Source organism: Dactylosporangium sp. McL0621 (assembly GCF_049995355.1).
GTDB lineage: Bacteria > Actinomycetota > Actinomycetes > Mycobacteriales > Micromonosporaceae > Dactylosporangium.
Window position 1 is genome coordinate 8,678,403 of record NZ_CP188259.1, and the last position, 14,711, is coordinate 8,693,113.

The 14,711-nt window shown below is 71.7% G+C and carries 14 protein-coding genes; 8 read left to right on the forward strand and 6 right to left on the reverse strand.

Annotation, left to right across the window (positions count from 1 at the left end; all coding sequences use genetic code 11):
• The first annotated feature begins 20 nt into the window (after nucleotides 1-20).
• The 5 genes from ACPPVO_RS41120 to ACPPVO_RS41140 are packed head-to-tail and all read left to right on the forward strand — an operon-like array spanning nucleotide 21 to nucleotide 5,258.
• Nucleotides 21-1,322, forward strand: coding sequence for an ABC transporter substrate-binding protein (locus ACPPVO_RS41120; protein WP_426503989.1), 1,302 nt, complete (start codon nucleotides 21-23; stop codon nucleotides 1,320-1,322).
• Nucleotides 1,319-2,212 carry a carbohydrate ABC transporter permease gene (locus ACPPVO_RS41125; protein ID WP_360372051.1) on the forward strand — a complete coding sequence of 298 codons (894 nt, stop codon included), beginning with the start codon at nucleotides 1,319-1,321 and terminating at the stop codon, nucleotides 2,210-2,212. Before ACPPVO_RS41120 ends, ACPPVO_RS41125 begins: the two co-directional genes overlap by 4 nt.
• Nucleotides 2,209-3,039, forward strand: coding sequence for a carbohydrate ABC transporter permease (locus tag ACPPVO_RS41130; RefSeq protein WP_426503990.1), 831 nt, complete (start codon nucleotides 2,209-2,211; stop codon nucleotides 3,037-3,039). The genes ACPPVO_RS41125 and ACPPVO_RS41130 overlap by 4 nt, the downstream gene beginning before the upstream one ends.
• A 31-nt stretch (nucleotides 3,040-3,070) precedes the next feature.
• The gene (locus tag ACPPVO_RS41135) at nucleotides 3,071-4,105 is read left to right on the forward strand and encodes a LacI family DNA-binding transcriptional regulator (RefSeq protein ID WP_426503991.1); all 1,035 of its coding nucleotides are present in this window, start codon (nucleotides 3,071-3,073) and stop codon (nucleotides 4,103-4,105) included.
• Between the two features lie 19 nt (nucleotides 4,106-4,124).
• Nucleotides 4,125-5,258 (forward strand): serpin family protein, encoded by a 1,134-nt coding sequence (locus ACPPVO_RS41140; protein WP_426503992.1) that lies wholly within the window; start codon nucleotides 4,125-4,127, stop codon nucleotides 5,256-5,258.
• A gap of 126 nt (nucleotides 5,259-5,384) precedes the next feature.
• Here the strand turns inward: ACPPVO_RS41140 and ACPPVO_RS41145 are convergent, their stop codons facing one another.
• Nucleotides 5,385-7,037, reverse strand: a complete 1,653-nt coding sequence (locus ACPPVO_RS41145) for a beta-1,3-glucanase family protein (RefSeq protein WP_426503993.1) — start codon at nucleotides 7,035-7,037, stop codon at nucleotides 5,385-5,387.
• Between the two features lie 149 nt (nucleotides 7,038-7,186).
• On the opposite strand from ACPPVO_RS41145, the gene ACPPVO_RS41150 reads away from it, so the two are divergent.
• From ACPPVO_RS41150 to ACPPVO_RS41160, 3 genes are all read left to right on the forward strand, one after another.
• Nucleotides 7,187-8,071, forward strand: a complete 885-nt coding sequence (locus ACPPVO_RS41150) for a hypothetical protein (protein WP_426503994.1) — start codon at nucleotides 7,187-7,189, stop codon at nucleotides 8,069-8,071.
• 119 nt (nucleotides 8,072-8,190) lie between these two features.
• Entirely contained in the window at nucleotides 8,191-9,648 is a 1,458-nt protein-coding gene (locus ACPPVO_RS41155) for an O-antigen ligase family protein (protein ID WP_426503995.1), read from the forward strand.
• A complete protein-coding gene (locus ACPPVO_RS41160; RefSeq protein WP_426503996.1) occupies nucleotides 9,649-10,101 on the forward strand; it encodes a hypothetical protein in 453 nt (150 codons plus the stop codon).
• Nucleotides 10,102-10,143: 42 nt separating this feature from the next.
• On the opposite strand, the gene ACPPVO_RS41165 is transcribed toward ACPPVO_RS41160, so the two are convergent.
• Genes ACPPVO_RS41165 through ACPPVO_RS41185 form a run of 5 tightly spaced genes read right to left on the reverse strand, consistent with a single transcriptional unit; the run spans nucleotide 10,144 to nucleotide 14,697 of the window.
• The gene (locus ACPPVO_RS41165; RefSeq protein WP_426503997.1) at nucleotides 10,144-10,722 is read right to left on the reverse strand and encodes a hypothetical protein; all 579 of its coding nucleotides are present in this window, start codon (nucleotides 10,720-10,722) and stop codon (nucleotides 10,144-10,146) included.
• A gap of 23 nt (nucleotides 10,723-10,745) precedes the next feature.
• On the reverse strand, nucleotides 10,746-11,708 hold the full coding sequence (locus ACPPVO_RS41170) for an acetylxylan esterase (RefSeq protein ID WP_426503998.1): 963 nt from the start codon (nucleotides 11,706-11,708) through the stop codon (nucleotides 10,746-10,748).
• 7 nt (nucleotides 11,709-11,715) lie between these two features.
• Nucleotides 11,716-12,555: a carbohydrate ABC transporter permease gene (locus ACPPVO_RS41175; RefSeq protein WP_426503999.1), complete on the reverse strand. Its 840-nt coding sequence runs from the start codon at nucleotides 12,553-12,555 to the stop codon at nucleotides 11,716-11,718.
• Nucleotides 12,545-13,432, reverse strand: a complete 888-nt coding sequence (locus ACPPVO_RS41180) for a carbohydrate ABC transporter permease (protein ID WP_426504000.1) — start codon at nucleotides 13,430-13,432, stop codon at nucleotides 12,545-12,547. The genes ACPPVO_RS41175 and ACPPVO_RS41180 overlap by 11 nt, the downstream gene beginning before the upstream one ends.
• Before the next feature lie 2 nt (nucleotides 13,433-13,434).
• On the reverse strand, nucleotides 13,435-14,697 hold the full coding sequence (locus ACPPVO_RS41185; protein ID WP_426504001.1) for an ABC transporter substrate-binding protein: 1,263 nt from the start codon (nucleotides 14,695-14,697) through the stop codon (nucleotides 13,435-13,437).
• Nucleotides 14,698-14,711 lie beyond the last annotated feature (14 nt).

A 14,711-nucleotide genomic window follows, 5' to 3' on the forward strand; every position in this document is an offset into this window, starting at 1 on the left:
CCCCACTGTTGGAGACCCTCATGAAGCGCACGACGCGCGCTCTTCTCGCGACCGCGGCGGCCGGTTCGCTGCTGCTCGCCGCGGCCGGCTGCTCCGGCTCGGACGACGACTCATCGGCATCCGGCGGCAAGGTCGAGCTGACCTTCTGGTCCTGGGTGCCGGGCATCGACAAGGTCGTGAGCCAGTGGAACACGGCCCACCCCGACATCCACGTGACCGTCAGCAAGCAGGCGCAGGGCGACGAGGAGGTCACCAAGGTCCTCACCGCCAACAAGGCCGGCAACCCGCCGGACCTCTTCCAGGCCGAGTACCAGGCCCTGCCGACCCTTGTGAGCAACAGCGCGGCCGGCGACATCTCGAAGTACACCGGCGACGCCAAGTCGAAGTTCGCCCCGGGCGTGTGGAGCACGATCACGCTGGGCACGGACGCCGTCTACGCGATCCCGCAGGACTCCGGCCCGATGATGCTCTACTACCGCCAGGACGTCTTCGCCCAGCTCGGGCTCAAGGTGCCGGCCACCTGGGACGAGTTCGCGCAGACGGCGAAGCAGGTGCGGCAGAAGGACCCGAAGCGGTACCTCACCACGTTCTCCTCCGGCGACCCGGGCTGGTTCGCCGGCCTCGCCCAGCAGGCCGGCGCGAAGTGGTTCGGCATCTCCGGCGACACCTGGAGCGTCCACGTCGACGACCCGGCCACCAAGAAGGTCGCCGACTTCTGGGGCGGCCTGGTCGCCTCCGGCGACATCGACAAGCAGCCGATGTACACCCCCGAGTGGAACAAGGCGCTCAACGACGGCACGCTCATCGCCTGGCCCAGCGCCGTCTGGGGCCCCGGCGTGCTGTCCGGGAACGCTCCCGACACGGCGGGCAAGTGGGCCATCGCCGAGCTGCCGCAGTGGAGCGCCGGCGAGCACAAGACCGGCAGCTGGGGCGGCTCGTCGACCGCGGTCGCGGCCAAGAGCAAGCACCAGAAGGAGGCGGCCGAGTTCGCGATCTGGCTCAACACCGACACCGCCGCGGTCACCGGGCTCATCACCGAGGGCGGCATCTACCCCGCCGCCACCGCCGCGCAGTCGGGCGGCGCGCTGGCCAAGCCGCCGGCGTTCTTCAGCAACCAGCCCGAGTTCTACACGCTCGCGCAGACCATCGCCGGCACGGCCGCCGGGGTCACCTGGGGGCCGAACGTGAACGTCACGTACGCCACCTACAAGGACGCCTTCGGCAAGGCCATCACCGACAAGACGCCCTTCCCGGGAGCGCTCACGGCGATGCAGCAGTCCACCGTGGACGACCTGAAGAAGAACGGCTTCAAGGTCGGATGAGACACCGGGTCCCGTACGCGTTCCTGTCGCCCGCCATCGTGCTGTTCGTGCTGTTCATGGTGGTGCCGATCGGCTACACGGGGTACCTCTCGCTGCGCCGGGTCCAGGTGCGGGGCCTGGGCCTCGGCGCGGCCGCCCGGGTGGAGTCGTGGGCCGGGCTCGCCAACTACCGCGCCGTATTCGCCGACGGGGAGTTCTGGCACAGTGCCGTGCGGGTCCTCATCTACGGCTGCCTGCTCGTGCCGACGATGCTCGGCCTGGCCCTGCTCTTCGCGCTGCTGCTGGACCTGCCCCGGGCCCGGGCCCGGCGGTTCTCGCGGGTGGCGATCTTCATGCCGTACGCGGTGCCGGCGGTGATCGCGAGCCTGATGTGGGGCTTCATGTACCTGCCGTCGGTCGGCCCGGGCCAGTACCTGCTCACCCGGGCCGGCCAGCACCCCGTCGACCTGCTCGGCCCGACCAGCATCTACTTCTCGGTCGCCAACATCGCGCTGTGGGGCGGCACCGGGTTCAACATGATCGTGCTGTTCACGGCGCTGCGGGCCGTGCCGACCGAGCTCTACGAGGCGGCCCGCATCGACGGCGCCACCGAGTGGCAGATCGCCCGGAAGATCAAGATCCCGATGCTGACCCCGGCGCTGATCATGACGTCGGTGTTCTCGCTCATCGCGACCGTGCAGGTGTACAGCGAGCCGACCACCCTGCGCCCGCTGACCAACGCGCTCCCGTCGAACTGGACCCCGCTCATGAAGATCTACCAGGACGCGTTCGCGCGCGACGACATCCACACGGCCGCGGCCGCCTCGGTCGTCGTCGCCGCGGCCACGCTCGTGCTGTCGTTCGGCTTCCTGCGCCTCGTGCAGCGCCGTGCCTTCGGGGCGGAGTCATGAGGCGGTTCGCGGTACTGCCCTCGTTCGTGCTGGTGCTGGGCGCGCTGTACTGCCTGCTGCCGATCGTGTGGGTGGTGACCGCGTCGACGAAGACCAACGGCGAGCTGTTCCGCACGTTCACGCTCGCCCCCGGCACCGCGCTGCTGGACAACATCGGCGACCTTTCGCGGTACCAGGGCGGCATCTATTGGCAGTGGATCCTCAACACGGCGCTCTACGCCGGAGTGGGGGCGCTGCTGTCGACGGCCGTGTCGGCGATCAGCGGGTACACGCTCGCGAAGTACCGGTTCCCGGGCCGTGACACGGTCTTCAACGTGCTGCTCGCCGGGGTGCTGGTGCCCGCGGTGGTGCTGGCGATCCCGCAGTACCTGCTGCTGGCGAGCCTGCACCTGACCGACACGTACTGGTCCGTGCTGCTGCCGAGCATCCTCAGCCCGTACGGCATCTACCTCGCGCGCATCTACGCCGCCGCGGCCGTGCCGGACTCGCTGGTCGAGGCGGCCCGCACCGACGGGGCCGGGGACCTGCGGATCTTCGCCAGCGTCGCCGTGCCGTCCATGGTCCCCGGGCTGGTGACCGTGTTCCTCTTCCAGTTCGTGGCCATCTGGAACAACTTCCTGCTGCCGTACATCATGCTGACGTCCGACGACCGGTTCCCGGTCACGGTCGGCCTATACACCATGTTGAAGCAGGGCAACACCACACCGGTGCTGTACACGCTCGTAGTGACCGGCGCACTACTGTCCATCACGCCGCTGGTCCTGCTATTTCTCACTTTGCAACGGTACTGGCGCGTTGACCTGCTGTCCGGCGCCGTGAAGGGCTGAGCGGGCCGCGCCGGTGTTGCAGAATGGCGGCGTGCCAGAACCTCGCGAGACCCGACGTCGCCCCGCCCGCCGCCCCACGATCAACGACGTGGCGGCGGCGGCCGGGGTGAGCCGGGGCACGGTGTCCCGGGTCCTCAACGGCGGCCGCGACGTCAGCGACGCCGCCCAGGAGGCGGTCGAGCGCGCCGTGCGCAAGACCGGCTACGTCGTCAACCAGCACGCGCGGAGCCTGGTGACCCAGCGCTCCCAGTCGGTGGCGTTCATCCTGTCCGAGCCGCAGGAGCGCCTCTTCGAGGACCCCAACTTCAACGTGCTGCTGCACAGCTGCACCCAGGCCCTGGCCAAGCACGACATCACCCTGCTGCTGACCCTGGCGAGCAGCCTCGAAGACCGCAAGCGCCTCGGTCGGTACCTCACCGGAGGCCACGTCGACGGCGCGCTGCTCGTCTCCACCCACAGCGGCAACCCGCTCATCCCCGAGCTGCTCGCCCGCGGCCTGCCCGTCGTGGTCTGCGGCAAGCCGCTGGGCTACGAGCGCCAGGCCGCCTACGTGGCCGCCGACGACCGTGACGGGGCCCGGCAGATGGTGACGTACCTGCGCTCGACCGGCCGCCGCCGCATCGCGACCATCACCGGCCCGCTGGACACCTCCGGCGGCGTGGAGCGGCTGGCCGGCTACCGCGAGGCCCTGGCCCTGGACAGCACGGAGGCCCTCGGGCTCATCGCGCACGGCGACTACACCCGCGCCGGCGGCGAGGCGGCCATGCTGCGGCTGATCGCCGACAACCCCGACCTCGACGCCGTGTTCGTGGCCTCCGACCTGATGGCCGCGGGCGCGCTGAACGCGCTGCACCGGGCGGGCCTGCGGGTCCCGGCCGACGTGGCCGTGGGCGGGTTCGACGACAGCCAGATCGCGACGAACACGCAGCCGCCGCTGACCACGATCCGCCAGTCGTACCCGCGCATCGGCGCCGAGATGGTGCGCCTGCTGCTGAGCCAGGTCGAGGGCGACAGCCCGGCCGCGGTGATCATCCCGACCGAGCTGGTGGTGCGCGAGTCGGCGTGAGCCGCCGTAGGCTGCGGGCATGACGACCGCGAACGCCAACGCCCTCACCGCCCGCTGGGCGTCCACAGTGGACGACAGCGGCACCGTGCTGTCCGGCGCCGGCGTGTATGTGCTCCTGGCGCTGCTCGCCCCCTTCGCCGCCGGTCCGGCCGGCGAGGAGCTCCTGGCCGTCGCGCCCGAGCCGCTGGACCTGCCGGAGTCGCCCACCACCCGGATGGCGACCGCGGTCTGGTCGCGCGCCGAGGTGCCGCTGACCCCCGAGTTCACCGCCGCGGTCCCACCCGCCCGGCGCGGCGCGCTCACCGGCGACCCCGCGGTCGACCAGCCGCTGCTCGACGCGTGGGCCGCGGAGCAGACCGCCGGCGCGGTCCCGGCCCTGCCCGTCCGCGTCGGCGAGGACACCCTCATGGTGCTGGCCAGCGCGCTGTCGGTCCGCACGGCCTGGGCCGAGCCGTTCGACGACGGCGTGCAGCGGCCCGGGTCCGGCCCCTGGGCCGGGCGCGCCCTGGCCGGCCTGAACCGCCGAACGCGGGGGGCCGGGGCGCTGCGCGCGCTGCGGGTCGCGGACACCCCGGCGGGCCCGGTCACGCTGCTGACCGTCGCGGGCGCCGAGGACGTGGACGTCGTGCTGGCCCTGGGCGAGCCGGACCAACCGCCGGCGGCGGTACTACCGGCGGCGATCGCCGCGCTCACAACGACGGACGTGGCCGCCTTCGACTCTGGGCGGGCCGGGCCCGGGGTTGCCGTGCGCGAGGTGGACGCCACCGATGACGTGCCCGAGCTGGAGGTGAGCACCGTGCGGTTCCGGGTCGGCGGGTCGCACGACCTGCTCGAGCGGGCCGGCGTCTTCGGGCTGCGCGCCGCCACCGACTCCAGCACCGGGCACTTTCCCGGGGTCAGCCCCGTGCCGCTGGCCGTGTCGCAGGCCCGGCAGGACGCGGTCGCCGAGTTCGGGGCCACCGGGTTCGAGGCCTCCGCGGTCACCGCGTTCGCCTTGCGGCTCGCCGGGGCCTTCTTCCCCGAGCGCACCCACCGCCGGCAGGTCGTCAGCGTCGTGTTCGACCGGCCGTTCGGGTTCGCCGCCGTGCACCGTGCGACCGGCCTGGTCCTCGTGGCCGGCTGGGTCACCGAGCCCGAGCGGTTCCAGGACTGAGCCGTTCCACGACCGAGCGGTTCCACGACCGAACGGTTCCACGACCGAGCGGATCCCGGAATGAGCCCGGAACGTTCCAGGGATGAGCCCCGGGAGCGTTCCGGCCCGGGGCTCATCCTCCGATCGTCAGGACTGGGCGGTCAGCCGGAAGGACTGGGCGCCCGTGCCGTTGCACGTCCACTGCTGCAACTGCACGCTGTCCGCCGTCGAGGCGCTCGGCACGTCCAGGCACTTGCCGCTGTTGCGGCTGACGAAGTGGTAGTACCCGCCACCCTCGGAGACCGGCAGCCACTGCTGGTTGGTGCCGCCCCCGTACGCCCACAGGTGTACGACCGCCCCGTCCGCGGTGGAGACGCCGTCGACGTCGAGCACCTGGGCCGAGTTGTTGCGGTTGTTCACCCGCACGTAGCCGTCGCTCGTCGGCTGGAACAGGTACTGCTGCGCATAGGTGTTGTTGCAGGTGTACTGCTGGATCGCCGTGCCGTTCGCGGTGCCCGACGAGCGGGCGTCGACGCACTTGCCGCTGGTCTTGTTCACCGTGCTGTACCAGGTGGTGGACGAGATCGGGCCGCCGCCGCCACCGCCGGCCCCGAACGGGCTCAGGATGATCGAGGCCGCGCGCGGGTCGGAGTCGGTGACGAGCGACTCGAAGTGCCCGACGTCGTCGAACGGGAACGCGTACGCCCGCCCGTCGGCCATGTTCGCGTGGATGATGCGCGCGTACTGGTTCGTCGGGTTGTTCTTGTAGAAGCCGGCCGCGTTGAGGTCCGGCTGGGTGTCGACCGTGCCGAGCGTGCCCCGGTTCAGCGCCGCGCACAGCGTGCGCGAGATCGGGCCGACGACCTGGTCGTTCGGGGCCGGCAGGTTGCCCGCGCAGCCCCAGACGTCGGCGCTGCCGGGACGGTTGAACGAGGTCACCACGGCGCCCGAGGTGTTCGTGAACGTCATGGTGCTGCCCGACGTACGGCCGAAGTACTTCGTGTTCGGCTGGTCGGCGAACGGCACCACGGTGAGCGTCTTGGACGTGTACGCGTTCCAGGCCGACGTGATGTAGGAGTCCATGAGCGTGGGGCTGAGCAGCCCGGCCCCGGCCGCCTTGCCCGGCGACAGCACGCGCAGCACCGTGCCGTCCGAGCGCGTGTACACGGTGTTGGCCCAGCCCGGCTGCGCCTTGATCTGGTTGATGACCGCGTTGCGGCCGTCGTTGACGAGGTCGCCGGTGCGCTGGGTGGCGCCGCTCGCGCCGGTGACGGTGACCGCGTGCGGCACCGCGAACATGTCGACCTGGCTGCTGTTGATCCACAGGCCGGCGTCGTTGTACGTGAACTCGCTCCAGTCGAACAGGATGTTCTGGTTCGGGTCGCCGGACGCCCAGGGCGCGGGCTGCACGAGCCCGTCCGGGGTCAGGAAGAACTTCAGCTTCTCGCCCAGGGAGAAGTACACCCGCCCGGAGAAGCCGCGCGGGAACTGCAGTGTGGTCGAGCCGCCGTTGCCGGGGCCGGCGATCGAGACGTCCGGGGCGGGCGAGGGCGGGATCTGCCCGCCGCTCCACGCCGTGAACGTGCCGGCCGAGTTGACGTAGCCGAGGCGGCCGCTGCTGAGCTGCACGCCGAGTACGTAGAGGTAGACCGCGTCGCCGCGGCCGGTGGTGTTGGAGACGGTGACGGGCAGCAGGTTCGGGCCGACGGCATGGGCGGCCGGCGCGGCCGCGACGGCCGCGGCCGATCCGGCCAGGGCCAGCGTGCCGAGCAGCCCGAGCAGTCGTCGTCTGAGGAGCATGGCGGTGTCCTCCGTTACGGACGGGCATGAGAGAGCGCTCTCACGACGACGGTACCGAGGGCGGGGTGGCGTCTTGAGAGCGCTCTCACCATATCGATCGGTAAAGATTGTTGTCAATGGAGGCCCGGCCCGTGTGGTTCGATCTCCCCGTGGACCGTTTCACCAGCTACACCGACCCCTGGCACCCGCATGCGCTGCCCGGCCCGCTCGGCGCCGAGCCCCTGCCGACCGACCCCCAGGCGGTGGTGCTCGCCGCCGTCTGGCTGCTCGCCGCCTGGTCCCCGGACGCCACGCCCGGCTGGCGCGCCTCCTTCGCCGCGGCCGACGCCCTCGACGGCGACGCGGTGCCGGACGTGGCCGCCCTGCTCGCCGAGTGGCTGCCGGCCCCCGACGCGCGCGGCCGCGCCCTGCGCGAGTACCTCGCCGGCGAGCTCGGCAGCCGGTACGTGCAGCTGCGCCGCGTTCCCGCCGACGACCTCGTGCTCCTCGTGCACGATTGGAAGGACCGCACGCTGCGGCTGACGATCGCGCCCGCGCCCGCCGTGGCGCCGCCGCCCGACGGCAGCCGGCTGCCCAGCCTCATGACGCTGCTGAGCAACCAGCTCTGGCTCAACAACAACGACCCGGTGACCTTCCGCGCCTTCCTCGGCCCCCGCGACGTCGACGCGGGCCCGGGCGCCTGGTGGGCGCGCACCCGGGAGGAGCCCGACGACGAAGAGCCGGATTTCCGGGTGTACTCCCCGAGCGACATCCGCACCGCCCTGCTCAACGTGGCCCGGGGCGGCCTCAACGACCTCGGCGCCGACTGGAACGGCGAGGGCGCGTACCCGGCGCTGCCCGAGCACCACATCGCGGCCCACCTGTGCCACGACCTTCTCGACGTCCTCCTCGAGCGCGCGGAGCCCGGGACCGTGCACGGCACCGGCTTCCTCCCCGTCGACTGGGACGACCAGGAGGAGGGCCCGGAGGTCGGCACCGTCGTGTTCGCCGGCCCGCGGACGGTCGCCGTCCTCGACATCGACGTGAGCTGCTGAAAGAGACCTGAACGCTTCGAACGGCCAAAAGGTTCCAGTCGGATATCACACCCTCACGCATCGTCACGAGTCGTTATAGTCGGTCACGGCTCAACACTCTGACGGGGAGGGTGGTTGTGGTGGATTCGCCTGCGCTGCAAGCGATTCCGGCGCGTTCCGGCACGGCCGGGGCGTGGTCGGCGCCGACCCTGGCGCTGCTCGCGGCGATCACCGCGGGCGTCGTGGCGCAGGGCGGGTTCTACCTCCCGGGCCGCATCCTGGTGACCGTCCTCGCACTTGTCGCACTCGCCCTGGCCTTCGACCGGAGCGGGTTCGACCGGCGGATCGTCGTCGCCGCGGCGGCCGTCGCGGCGTGGGCGCTGCTGCGGGCGGCCACGGCGGGCGGCCTCGCGGACGCGGCCGGGATCGGCCTCGGCCTGCTCACGCTGGTCGCGGGGATGACGGCGGCCCGCCGCGCCCGCCCGGCCGACCTGGCCCTCGGCCTCGCCGGCCTCGGCGGGCTCGTCGCCGTCACGGCCTGGGCGGGCGTCGCGTGGCGGATCGGGCGCTGGTCGGTGCTGGTCGAGTCGACGCTGTATCGGGGGTCGTCGACCCTGACCTACCCGAACGCGGCGGCCGCGTTCCTGGCGGCCGCCGCGCTGCTCGCCCTGAGCATCGCCACGACAAAGGCGCAAAGCCTGCTGCTGTACCTCATCCTGGCAGGACTGGGGGCCACCCTCAGCCGCGCCGGGGCGATCGCCTTCGCCGCGGGGGTGATCGCGCTCCTGGTCGTCACGCCCCGCCGGGAGGCGGTGCCCCGCTCGGAGGCGGTGCCCCGCTCGGAGGCGGTGCCCCGCTCGGAGGCGGTGCCCCGCTCGGAGGCGGTGCCCCGCTCGGAGGCGGTGCCCCGCCCGGAAGCGCTGCGCCGCCGGGATGTGCTGCGGCGTCTCGCGCCGCCCGCGCTCGGCGCCGCGGTCGCCCTGGCCGCGCTCATCCCGTCGTTCCCCGCCACCGCCGAGCCCCGCCCGCTCCTGGCCGTCGCCGGGCTGGCGGCCGGCGCCCTGATCGCGCTCCTGCCGCCGCCGGCCGCGCTGGTCCTGTCCGCCGCCGGCGCGGTCGCCGTCCCGCTGCTGGCACCGTCCACATTGGATGCGGTACTCGCGCGGCGGTTCACGCTCGCCTCCCAGGGCCGTTCCGGGGCGCTGCACTCGGCGCTGGAGCAGGCCGCCCGGCACCCGTTCCTCGGCACCGGCCCGGGCCGGGCGCGGTACTTCTGGTTCGACTTCCAGGGGCAACTCGTGGCGAGCCGGTGGGTGCACAACGAGTACCTCCAGTGGCTCGTCGACCTCGGTCTCGTCGGCGCCGTGCTGCTGCTGGCGCTGCTCGCCGCGCTCGCGCTCGCGGTGCGCCGGGGCCGGACCGGCGACCCGCTGTGGGCCGGCGCGGTGGCGGCCCTGGCCGCGCTCGCGGTGCACAGCGCATTCGACTTCCTGTGGGAGCTGGCGGTCATCCCGCTCCTGGCAGGGGTGCTCGCCGGCCTGGCGGGCCCGCACCACAGCGAAGAGTCCGTACCACCATCGAACGGGGAGGTCACCTAAGTGCAGCTCAAGAAGTCCCACCTCGGCGCGGGCGCGCTCGCGCTCGGCGCGGTGCTCGCGTTCGCCGTGCCGGCCGGCGCGGCGGTCAACCTGCAGTCCGAGTCCGGCGGCGCGCCGGCCATCAAGATCGTCAAGCAGGCCCAGCTCAAGGCCAAGGGCGCCGCCACCGTCGTCACGGTCAACGTCACCTGCCCCGCCGGGTCCGAGTACTCCCTGTACGTCACCGTCACCCAGACGGTCAGCGGGAGCAGCACCACCAACGGCAGCGGCAGCCTCGACCGCCAGACCTGCACCGGCGCCACCGAGAAGGTCAAGGTCCACGTCGCCGTCGCCGGCGGCGGCGCCCCCTTCAAGAAGGGCGACGCCTACGCCGTGGGCAACGCCGACGTCTACGGCCCCTGGGGCTACACGAGCCTGCAGACCGGTCGCGTCATCGTCAACGTCGAGAGCTGACGCGGTTCGGGCCGGGCGCACCAAGCCCCCCGCCCGATGCCGTCAGGCGAGCCGGCGGCGGCCCCCGGTCAGGCCCCACAGCACCGCGCCGTACAGCGCGATGCCCGAGCCGACGCCGGAGACGAGCCCGACGCCCGCCTCCCCGCCGCCGGCCAGGAAGACGACGAACCCGGCGACCGCGAGGACCGTCATGGCGGTGGCGAGCCAGTGGTACATCGGGGCGCTCCAGACGTACCCGAGGCCGTAGAAGTGCAGGCCGACCACGAGCGCGACCCACGCCACGGAGACCTCGGAGCGGTGCAGCACGGCGTTGATGACGGCCAGGCCGCCGAAGAGCGCGAGCGCCTCGATCGCCACGACGATCCAGTACCCGCGGCCCATGAACCGCCCCGCCCGGTCCGGCCGGGGCCCGCCCGCCGGCGCCGCCCCGCGGGAGCGCAGCACGGCGATGATGAGCGCGGCGGCGGCCAGGGCGGCACCGACGCGCAGCACCTGCGGCCACGGGTCGTCGAGCTTGCCGCAGTTGCCGGCGATGAAGCCGGTGCCGAAGCCGGTGGCGATGATGGAGCCGATGATGTGCCCGGGCACGCGCCGCGGACCGTTGTTCTCCCCGTTGGTCACCGGCGCATGGTACACATCAAGATCTACGGATGCAGGATCCCGGCGAGGAAGCGCAGCCGGGCCGCGTGCTGGACGGTCTCGCCGCCCTCGTGGCCGTTGAAGTGGTACACCTCGATCTGCTTCGGGCCGGCGTAGTTGTGGTAGGCGCCGTAGACCGTCGACGGCGGGCAGGTGGTGTCCATCATCGCGGCGCTGAACAGGATCGGGGCCGTCGCGCGCTTGGCGAAGTTGACGCCGTCGAAGTGCCCGAGGGTGTCGAACACGGTGTCGACGCGGTCGCGGTGGACCTTCAGGTAGCCGGCGACCTCCAGGTAGGGGCCGGTCGCGGCCCGCTCGGCGCCGCGGCGCATGTCGCACAGGAACGGCACGTCGGCGGCGGCCGCGGCGAGGTCCGGGACGAGCCCGGCGACGGCGAGGGTGAGCCCGCCGCCCTGGCTGATCCCGGTGACCGCGACCCGGGCCGGGTCGACGAGCTCGAAGCTGCGGGCCGCGTGCACGGCCCGTACCGCGTCGGTGATGACCCGGCGGTAGAAGTGCTTGGCCGGGTCGAGAATGCCCCGCGTCATGTACCCCGGGTGCTGCGGCCCGGAGCCGACCGGCTCGACGTCGCCGGTGTCGCCGCGCCGCCAGCCGCCGCCCTGCCCGCGCACGTCGATGAACAGGTGGGCGTAGCCGGCCGAGGCGTAGAGCAGGCAGTCCTCGGGCAGCCCGCGGCCGCCGTTGTACCCCGGGAACTCCACCACGCACGGCAGCGGCCCGTCGGCCCCGGCGGGCACGACGAACCAGCCCCGCACCGGCTGACCCTCGTAGCCGGGGAAGCTCACGTCGTACACCCGCAGCGTCTTGAGGCTCGTCGAGATGAGCTCGAACGAGGCCGGCCCGGTGTCGGCGTGCACGCCTGCCCAGAACTCGTCGAAGCCGGCCGGCTCCACGGCCGTGCTGCGGTAGGCGAGGCAGTCCTCGTGCGTGAGGTCGGACAGCGGCACGGCGTCGTCAGCCTTTCAGTCCCGTGTGGGCGAGCCCCTCGATGAACTGGCGCTGGGCGATGACGAACACGACGAGGACCGGGATCGCGGTCAGCGTCGCCGCCGACAGCTGCACGTTCCACGCCGGCCCGCCGTAGGCGTCGACGAACTGGGTGAGCGCCTGCGGCAGCGTGAACTTCGAGGGGGTGGACAGGAACACGATCGGTTCAAGATACAGGTTCCAGCTGTGCAGGAAGGTGAAGATCGCGACCGCCCCGAGGGCGGGGCGCGACAGCGGCAGGGCGACCCGGCGGAACAGGCCGAACCGGCCCAGGCCGTCGATGCGCCCGGCCTCCTCGAGCTCGGGCGGCAGCGCGATGAAGAACTGCCGCATGATGAAAGTTGCGAGCACGCTCGGCGCGCCGAAGATGGGCACGAGGATGAGCGGCCAGTGGGTGTCGATCATGTCCCAGCGCTGGAACATCTGGAACAGCGGCACGATCGTCACCTCGCTGGGCACGAGCAGGCCGGTGAGCACGAACAGGAACAGCGCGTTCTGGCCGCGGAAGCGGATGCGGGCGAACGCGTAGCCGGCCAGCGACGACACCGCCAGCGTGCCGATGGTGCACACGACGGCGATGTACATGCTGTTGAGGTACTGCTGCGCGAACGGCTGCGCCTCGAACACCTGCTTGTAGGCGGAGAAGTCGACGCTGGTCGGGATGAGCGAGGGCGGGAACTTGAAGACCTCGCTCACCGGCTTCACCGACGACGTCGCCATCCACCACGTCGGGAAGACGAACGGGATGGCCAGGACGCACAGCAGACCGTACAGCCAGACCTTCCGGCGAGCGGTTTCACGATTCATGGAACACCCATCGCTTGCGCATTTGCCACTGCACGGTGGTCAGGACCAGGACGATGGCGAACAGCACCAGCGAGAGCGTGGCGCCGTAGCCGAAGTGGTGGAACTGGAAGGCCTGCTGGTAGAGGTAGTAGACGAGCACCGTGGTCGAGGTGCCGGGCCCGCCCTGGGTGAGCACCGCGATCTGAGCGAACACCTGCAGCGAGCCGACCACCGTGATGATCGAGGTGAGCATGATGGTCGGGCTGATCATCGGCACGGTGATGCTGCGGAAGGCCCGCCAGGCGCTCGCCCCGTCCAGCCGCGCGGCCTCGTAGAGCCCGGACGGCACGCCCTGCAGCGCGGCCAGGAACAGCACCATGTTGAGCCCGACGTTCTTGACCACCTGCACGACGATCACCGAGATCATCGCGGTGACGTCGCCGCGCAGCCAGTTCGGCCCGTGCACCCCGACGGAGTCGAGGATGCCGTTGACGCCGCCGTTGTCCTGCAGCAGGAACCCCCACACGATCGTCCACGCCACCATCGACACGACGACCGGCGAGAAGAACAGCGTGCGGAAGAAGACCGTGCCGCGCAGCCGCTGGTTGAGCAGCACGGCCAGGAGCAGGGCGAGGCTCAGGTTGAGCACGAGCAGCCCGGCCGAGAACAGGCCGGTGGCGGCGAGCACCTTCGGCAGGTTGGGGTCGTCGGCCAGCTGCCGGTAGTTGTTCCCGCCGACGAAGTTGAACTCGTCGGCGAGGACGTTCCACTCGTGCAGGCTGTACCACGCGACCAGCACCAGCGGGACGAGCACGAACAGGATCGTGCCCACCAGCTGCGGCGCGATGAACAGGTAGCCGGCCAGGTGGTCGCGCCGGCGCGTGGTCCAGAATTTCATCGCTACTTGGCCAGCAGGGGCAACAGGTGAGAGCAGACGTTGTCCAGCACGCTCTTCACGTTCGCGTCGGGCTTCCACAGCGGGTCGAGCGAGGCCCGGACGTTCTGCGCGATCTCGGCCGAGCCGGTGTGGCTGGGCTTGACCACGCCGCCGGCGATGCCGTCGACGACGACCGACTGCAGCTGCGCGGGCTTGAGCAGCGGGTTGGTCTTGGCCATGGTCTCGGCGTTGAGCTGGCTCTTGCGGGCCGGCGGGAAGTACTGCGCGAGCTTGGCGCTGTTGGCCGCGTTGGTGAAGAAGGTCAGGAAGTCCGCGGCGGTGCCGGCGTGCTTGCTCTTCTTCAGAACCCCGAGCCCGGCCTGGCCGACCACGGAGTACTTGCCCTTCGGCCCGGCCGGCAGCGGCACCAGGTCCCAGCCGAACTTGGCGTCCTTGAGCAGCGAGGCCCGCGAGATCTGGGTGATGGTCATCGCCGACTGCCCGGCGAAGAAGTCGGCGGCCACGCCCGGGCCGGGCATCGCCTTGTCGGTGAAGACGGCCTTGTGCAGGGCGCTCATCGCGTCGACCATCTCCGGGGCGTTGAACCCGCACGTCTTGCCGTCGGCGCTCCAGGCCTGCGCGCCCCACCCGGTCCAGACGGTCGAGAGGTTGCTCCACGTCTTGTAGTCGAAGTCGCGCACCACGATGCCGGCGGTGCCGGTCTTCGCGTTGACCGCCGCTCCTTGCGCGAACGCCTTGTCCCAGGTCCAGGTGCCGGCGGTGACGAGGTCGGCCGGGCTGTCCTGGCCCGCCTGCTTGAGCAGGTCGGTGTTGACGAACATGCCGAACGGGGAGGTCGAGAACGGGTACGCGTACAACTTCCCGCCGTTCTGCCACAGCTTCGTGGCCGCCGGGGCGAGGTCGTCCGGCTGCTCGATCTTGTCCAGCGGGACCAGCGCCCCGGAGCCGACGAAGTCCGGCGCCGAGTCCTCGAGGATCCAGGCCAGGTCCGGCCCGTTGCCGCCGGCGATCTGGGTGGTGAGCGTGGTCGAGTACGACTCGAACGGCAGCGGGTCGAACTTGACGCTGACGTTCGGGTGCGCCGTCTTGTACTCGGCGGCGATGTCGTTGAACAGCTTGAGGTGGGCCTCGTTGGCCGACCAGATGGTCATGCGCAGCTCGACCGGGCCGGTCTCGGCGGCGGCGGGGGTGCTGCCGCTCTTGCCGTCGCCGCACGCGGCCAGCGCGAGCAGCGACAGGGCGGCTATCGCAACACGGAATCGCATCGAAACTCCTCGGG

Bases quoted from the DNA above. Each gene is read 5' to 3' on its own strand.
- ACPPVO_RS41145 (WP_426503993.1), bottom strand. From the start codon at position 7,037: ATGCTCCTCAGACGACGACTGCTCGGGCTGCTCGGCACGCTGGCCCTG.
- ACPPVO_RS41120 (WP_426503989.1), top strand. From the start codon at position 21: ATGAAGCGCACGACGCGCGCTCTTCTCGCGACCGCGGCGGCCGGTTCG.
- ACPPVO_RS41140 (WP_426503992.1), top strand. From the start codon at position 4,125: ATGACGACCGCGAACGCCAACGCCCTCACCGCCCGCTGGGCGTCCACA.
- ACPPVO_RS41185 (WP_426504001.1), bottom strand. From the start codon at position 14,697: ATGCGATTCCGTGTTGCGATAGCCGCCCTGTCGCTGCTCGCGCTGGCC.
- ACPPVO_RS41125 (WP_360372051.1), top strand. From the start codon at position 1,319: ATGAGACACCGGGTCCCGTACGCGTTCCTGTCGCCCGCCATCGTGCTG.
- ACPPVO_RS41130 (WP_426503990.1), top strand. From the start codon at position 2,209: ATGAGGCGGTTCGCGGTACTGCCCTCGTTCGTGCTGGTGCTGGGCGCG.
- ACPPVO_RS41175 (WP_426503999.1), bottom strand. From the start codon at position 12,555: ATGAATCGTGAAACCGCTCGCCGGAAGGTCTGGCTGTACGGTCTGCTG.
- ACPPVO_RS41180 (WP_426504000.1), bottom strand. From the start codon at position 13,432: ATGAAATTCTGGACCACGCGCCGGCGCGACCACCTGGCCGGCTACCTG.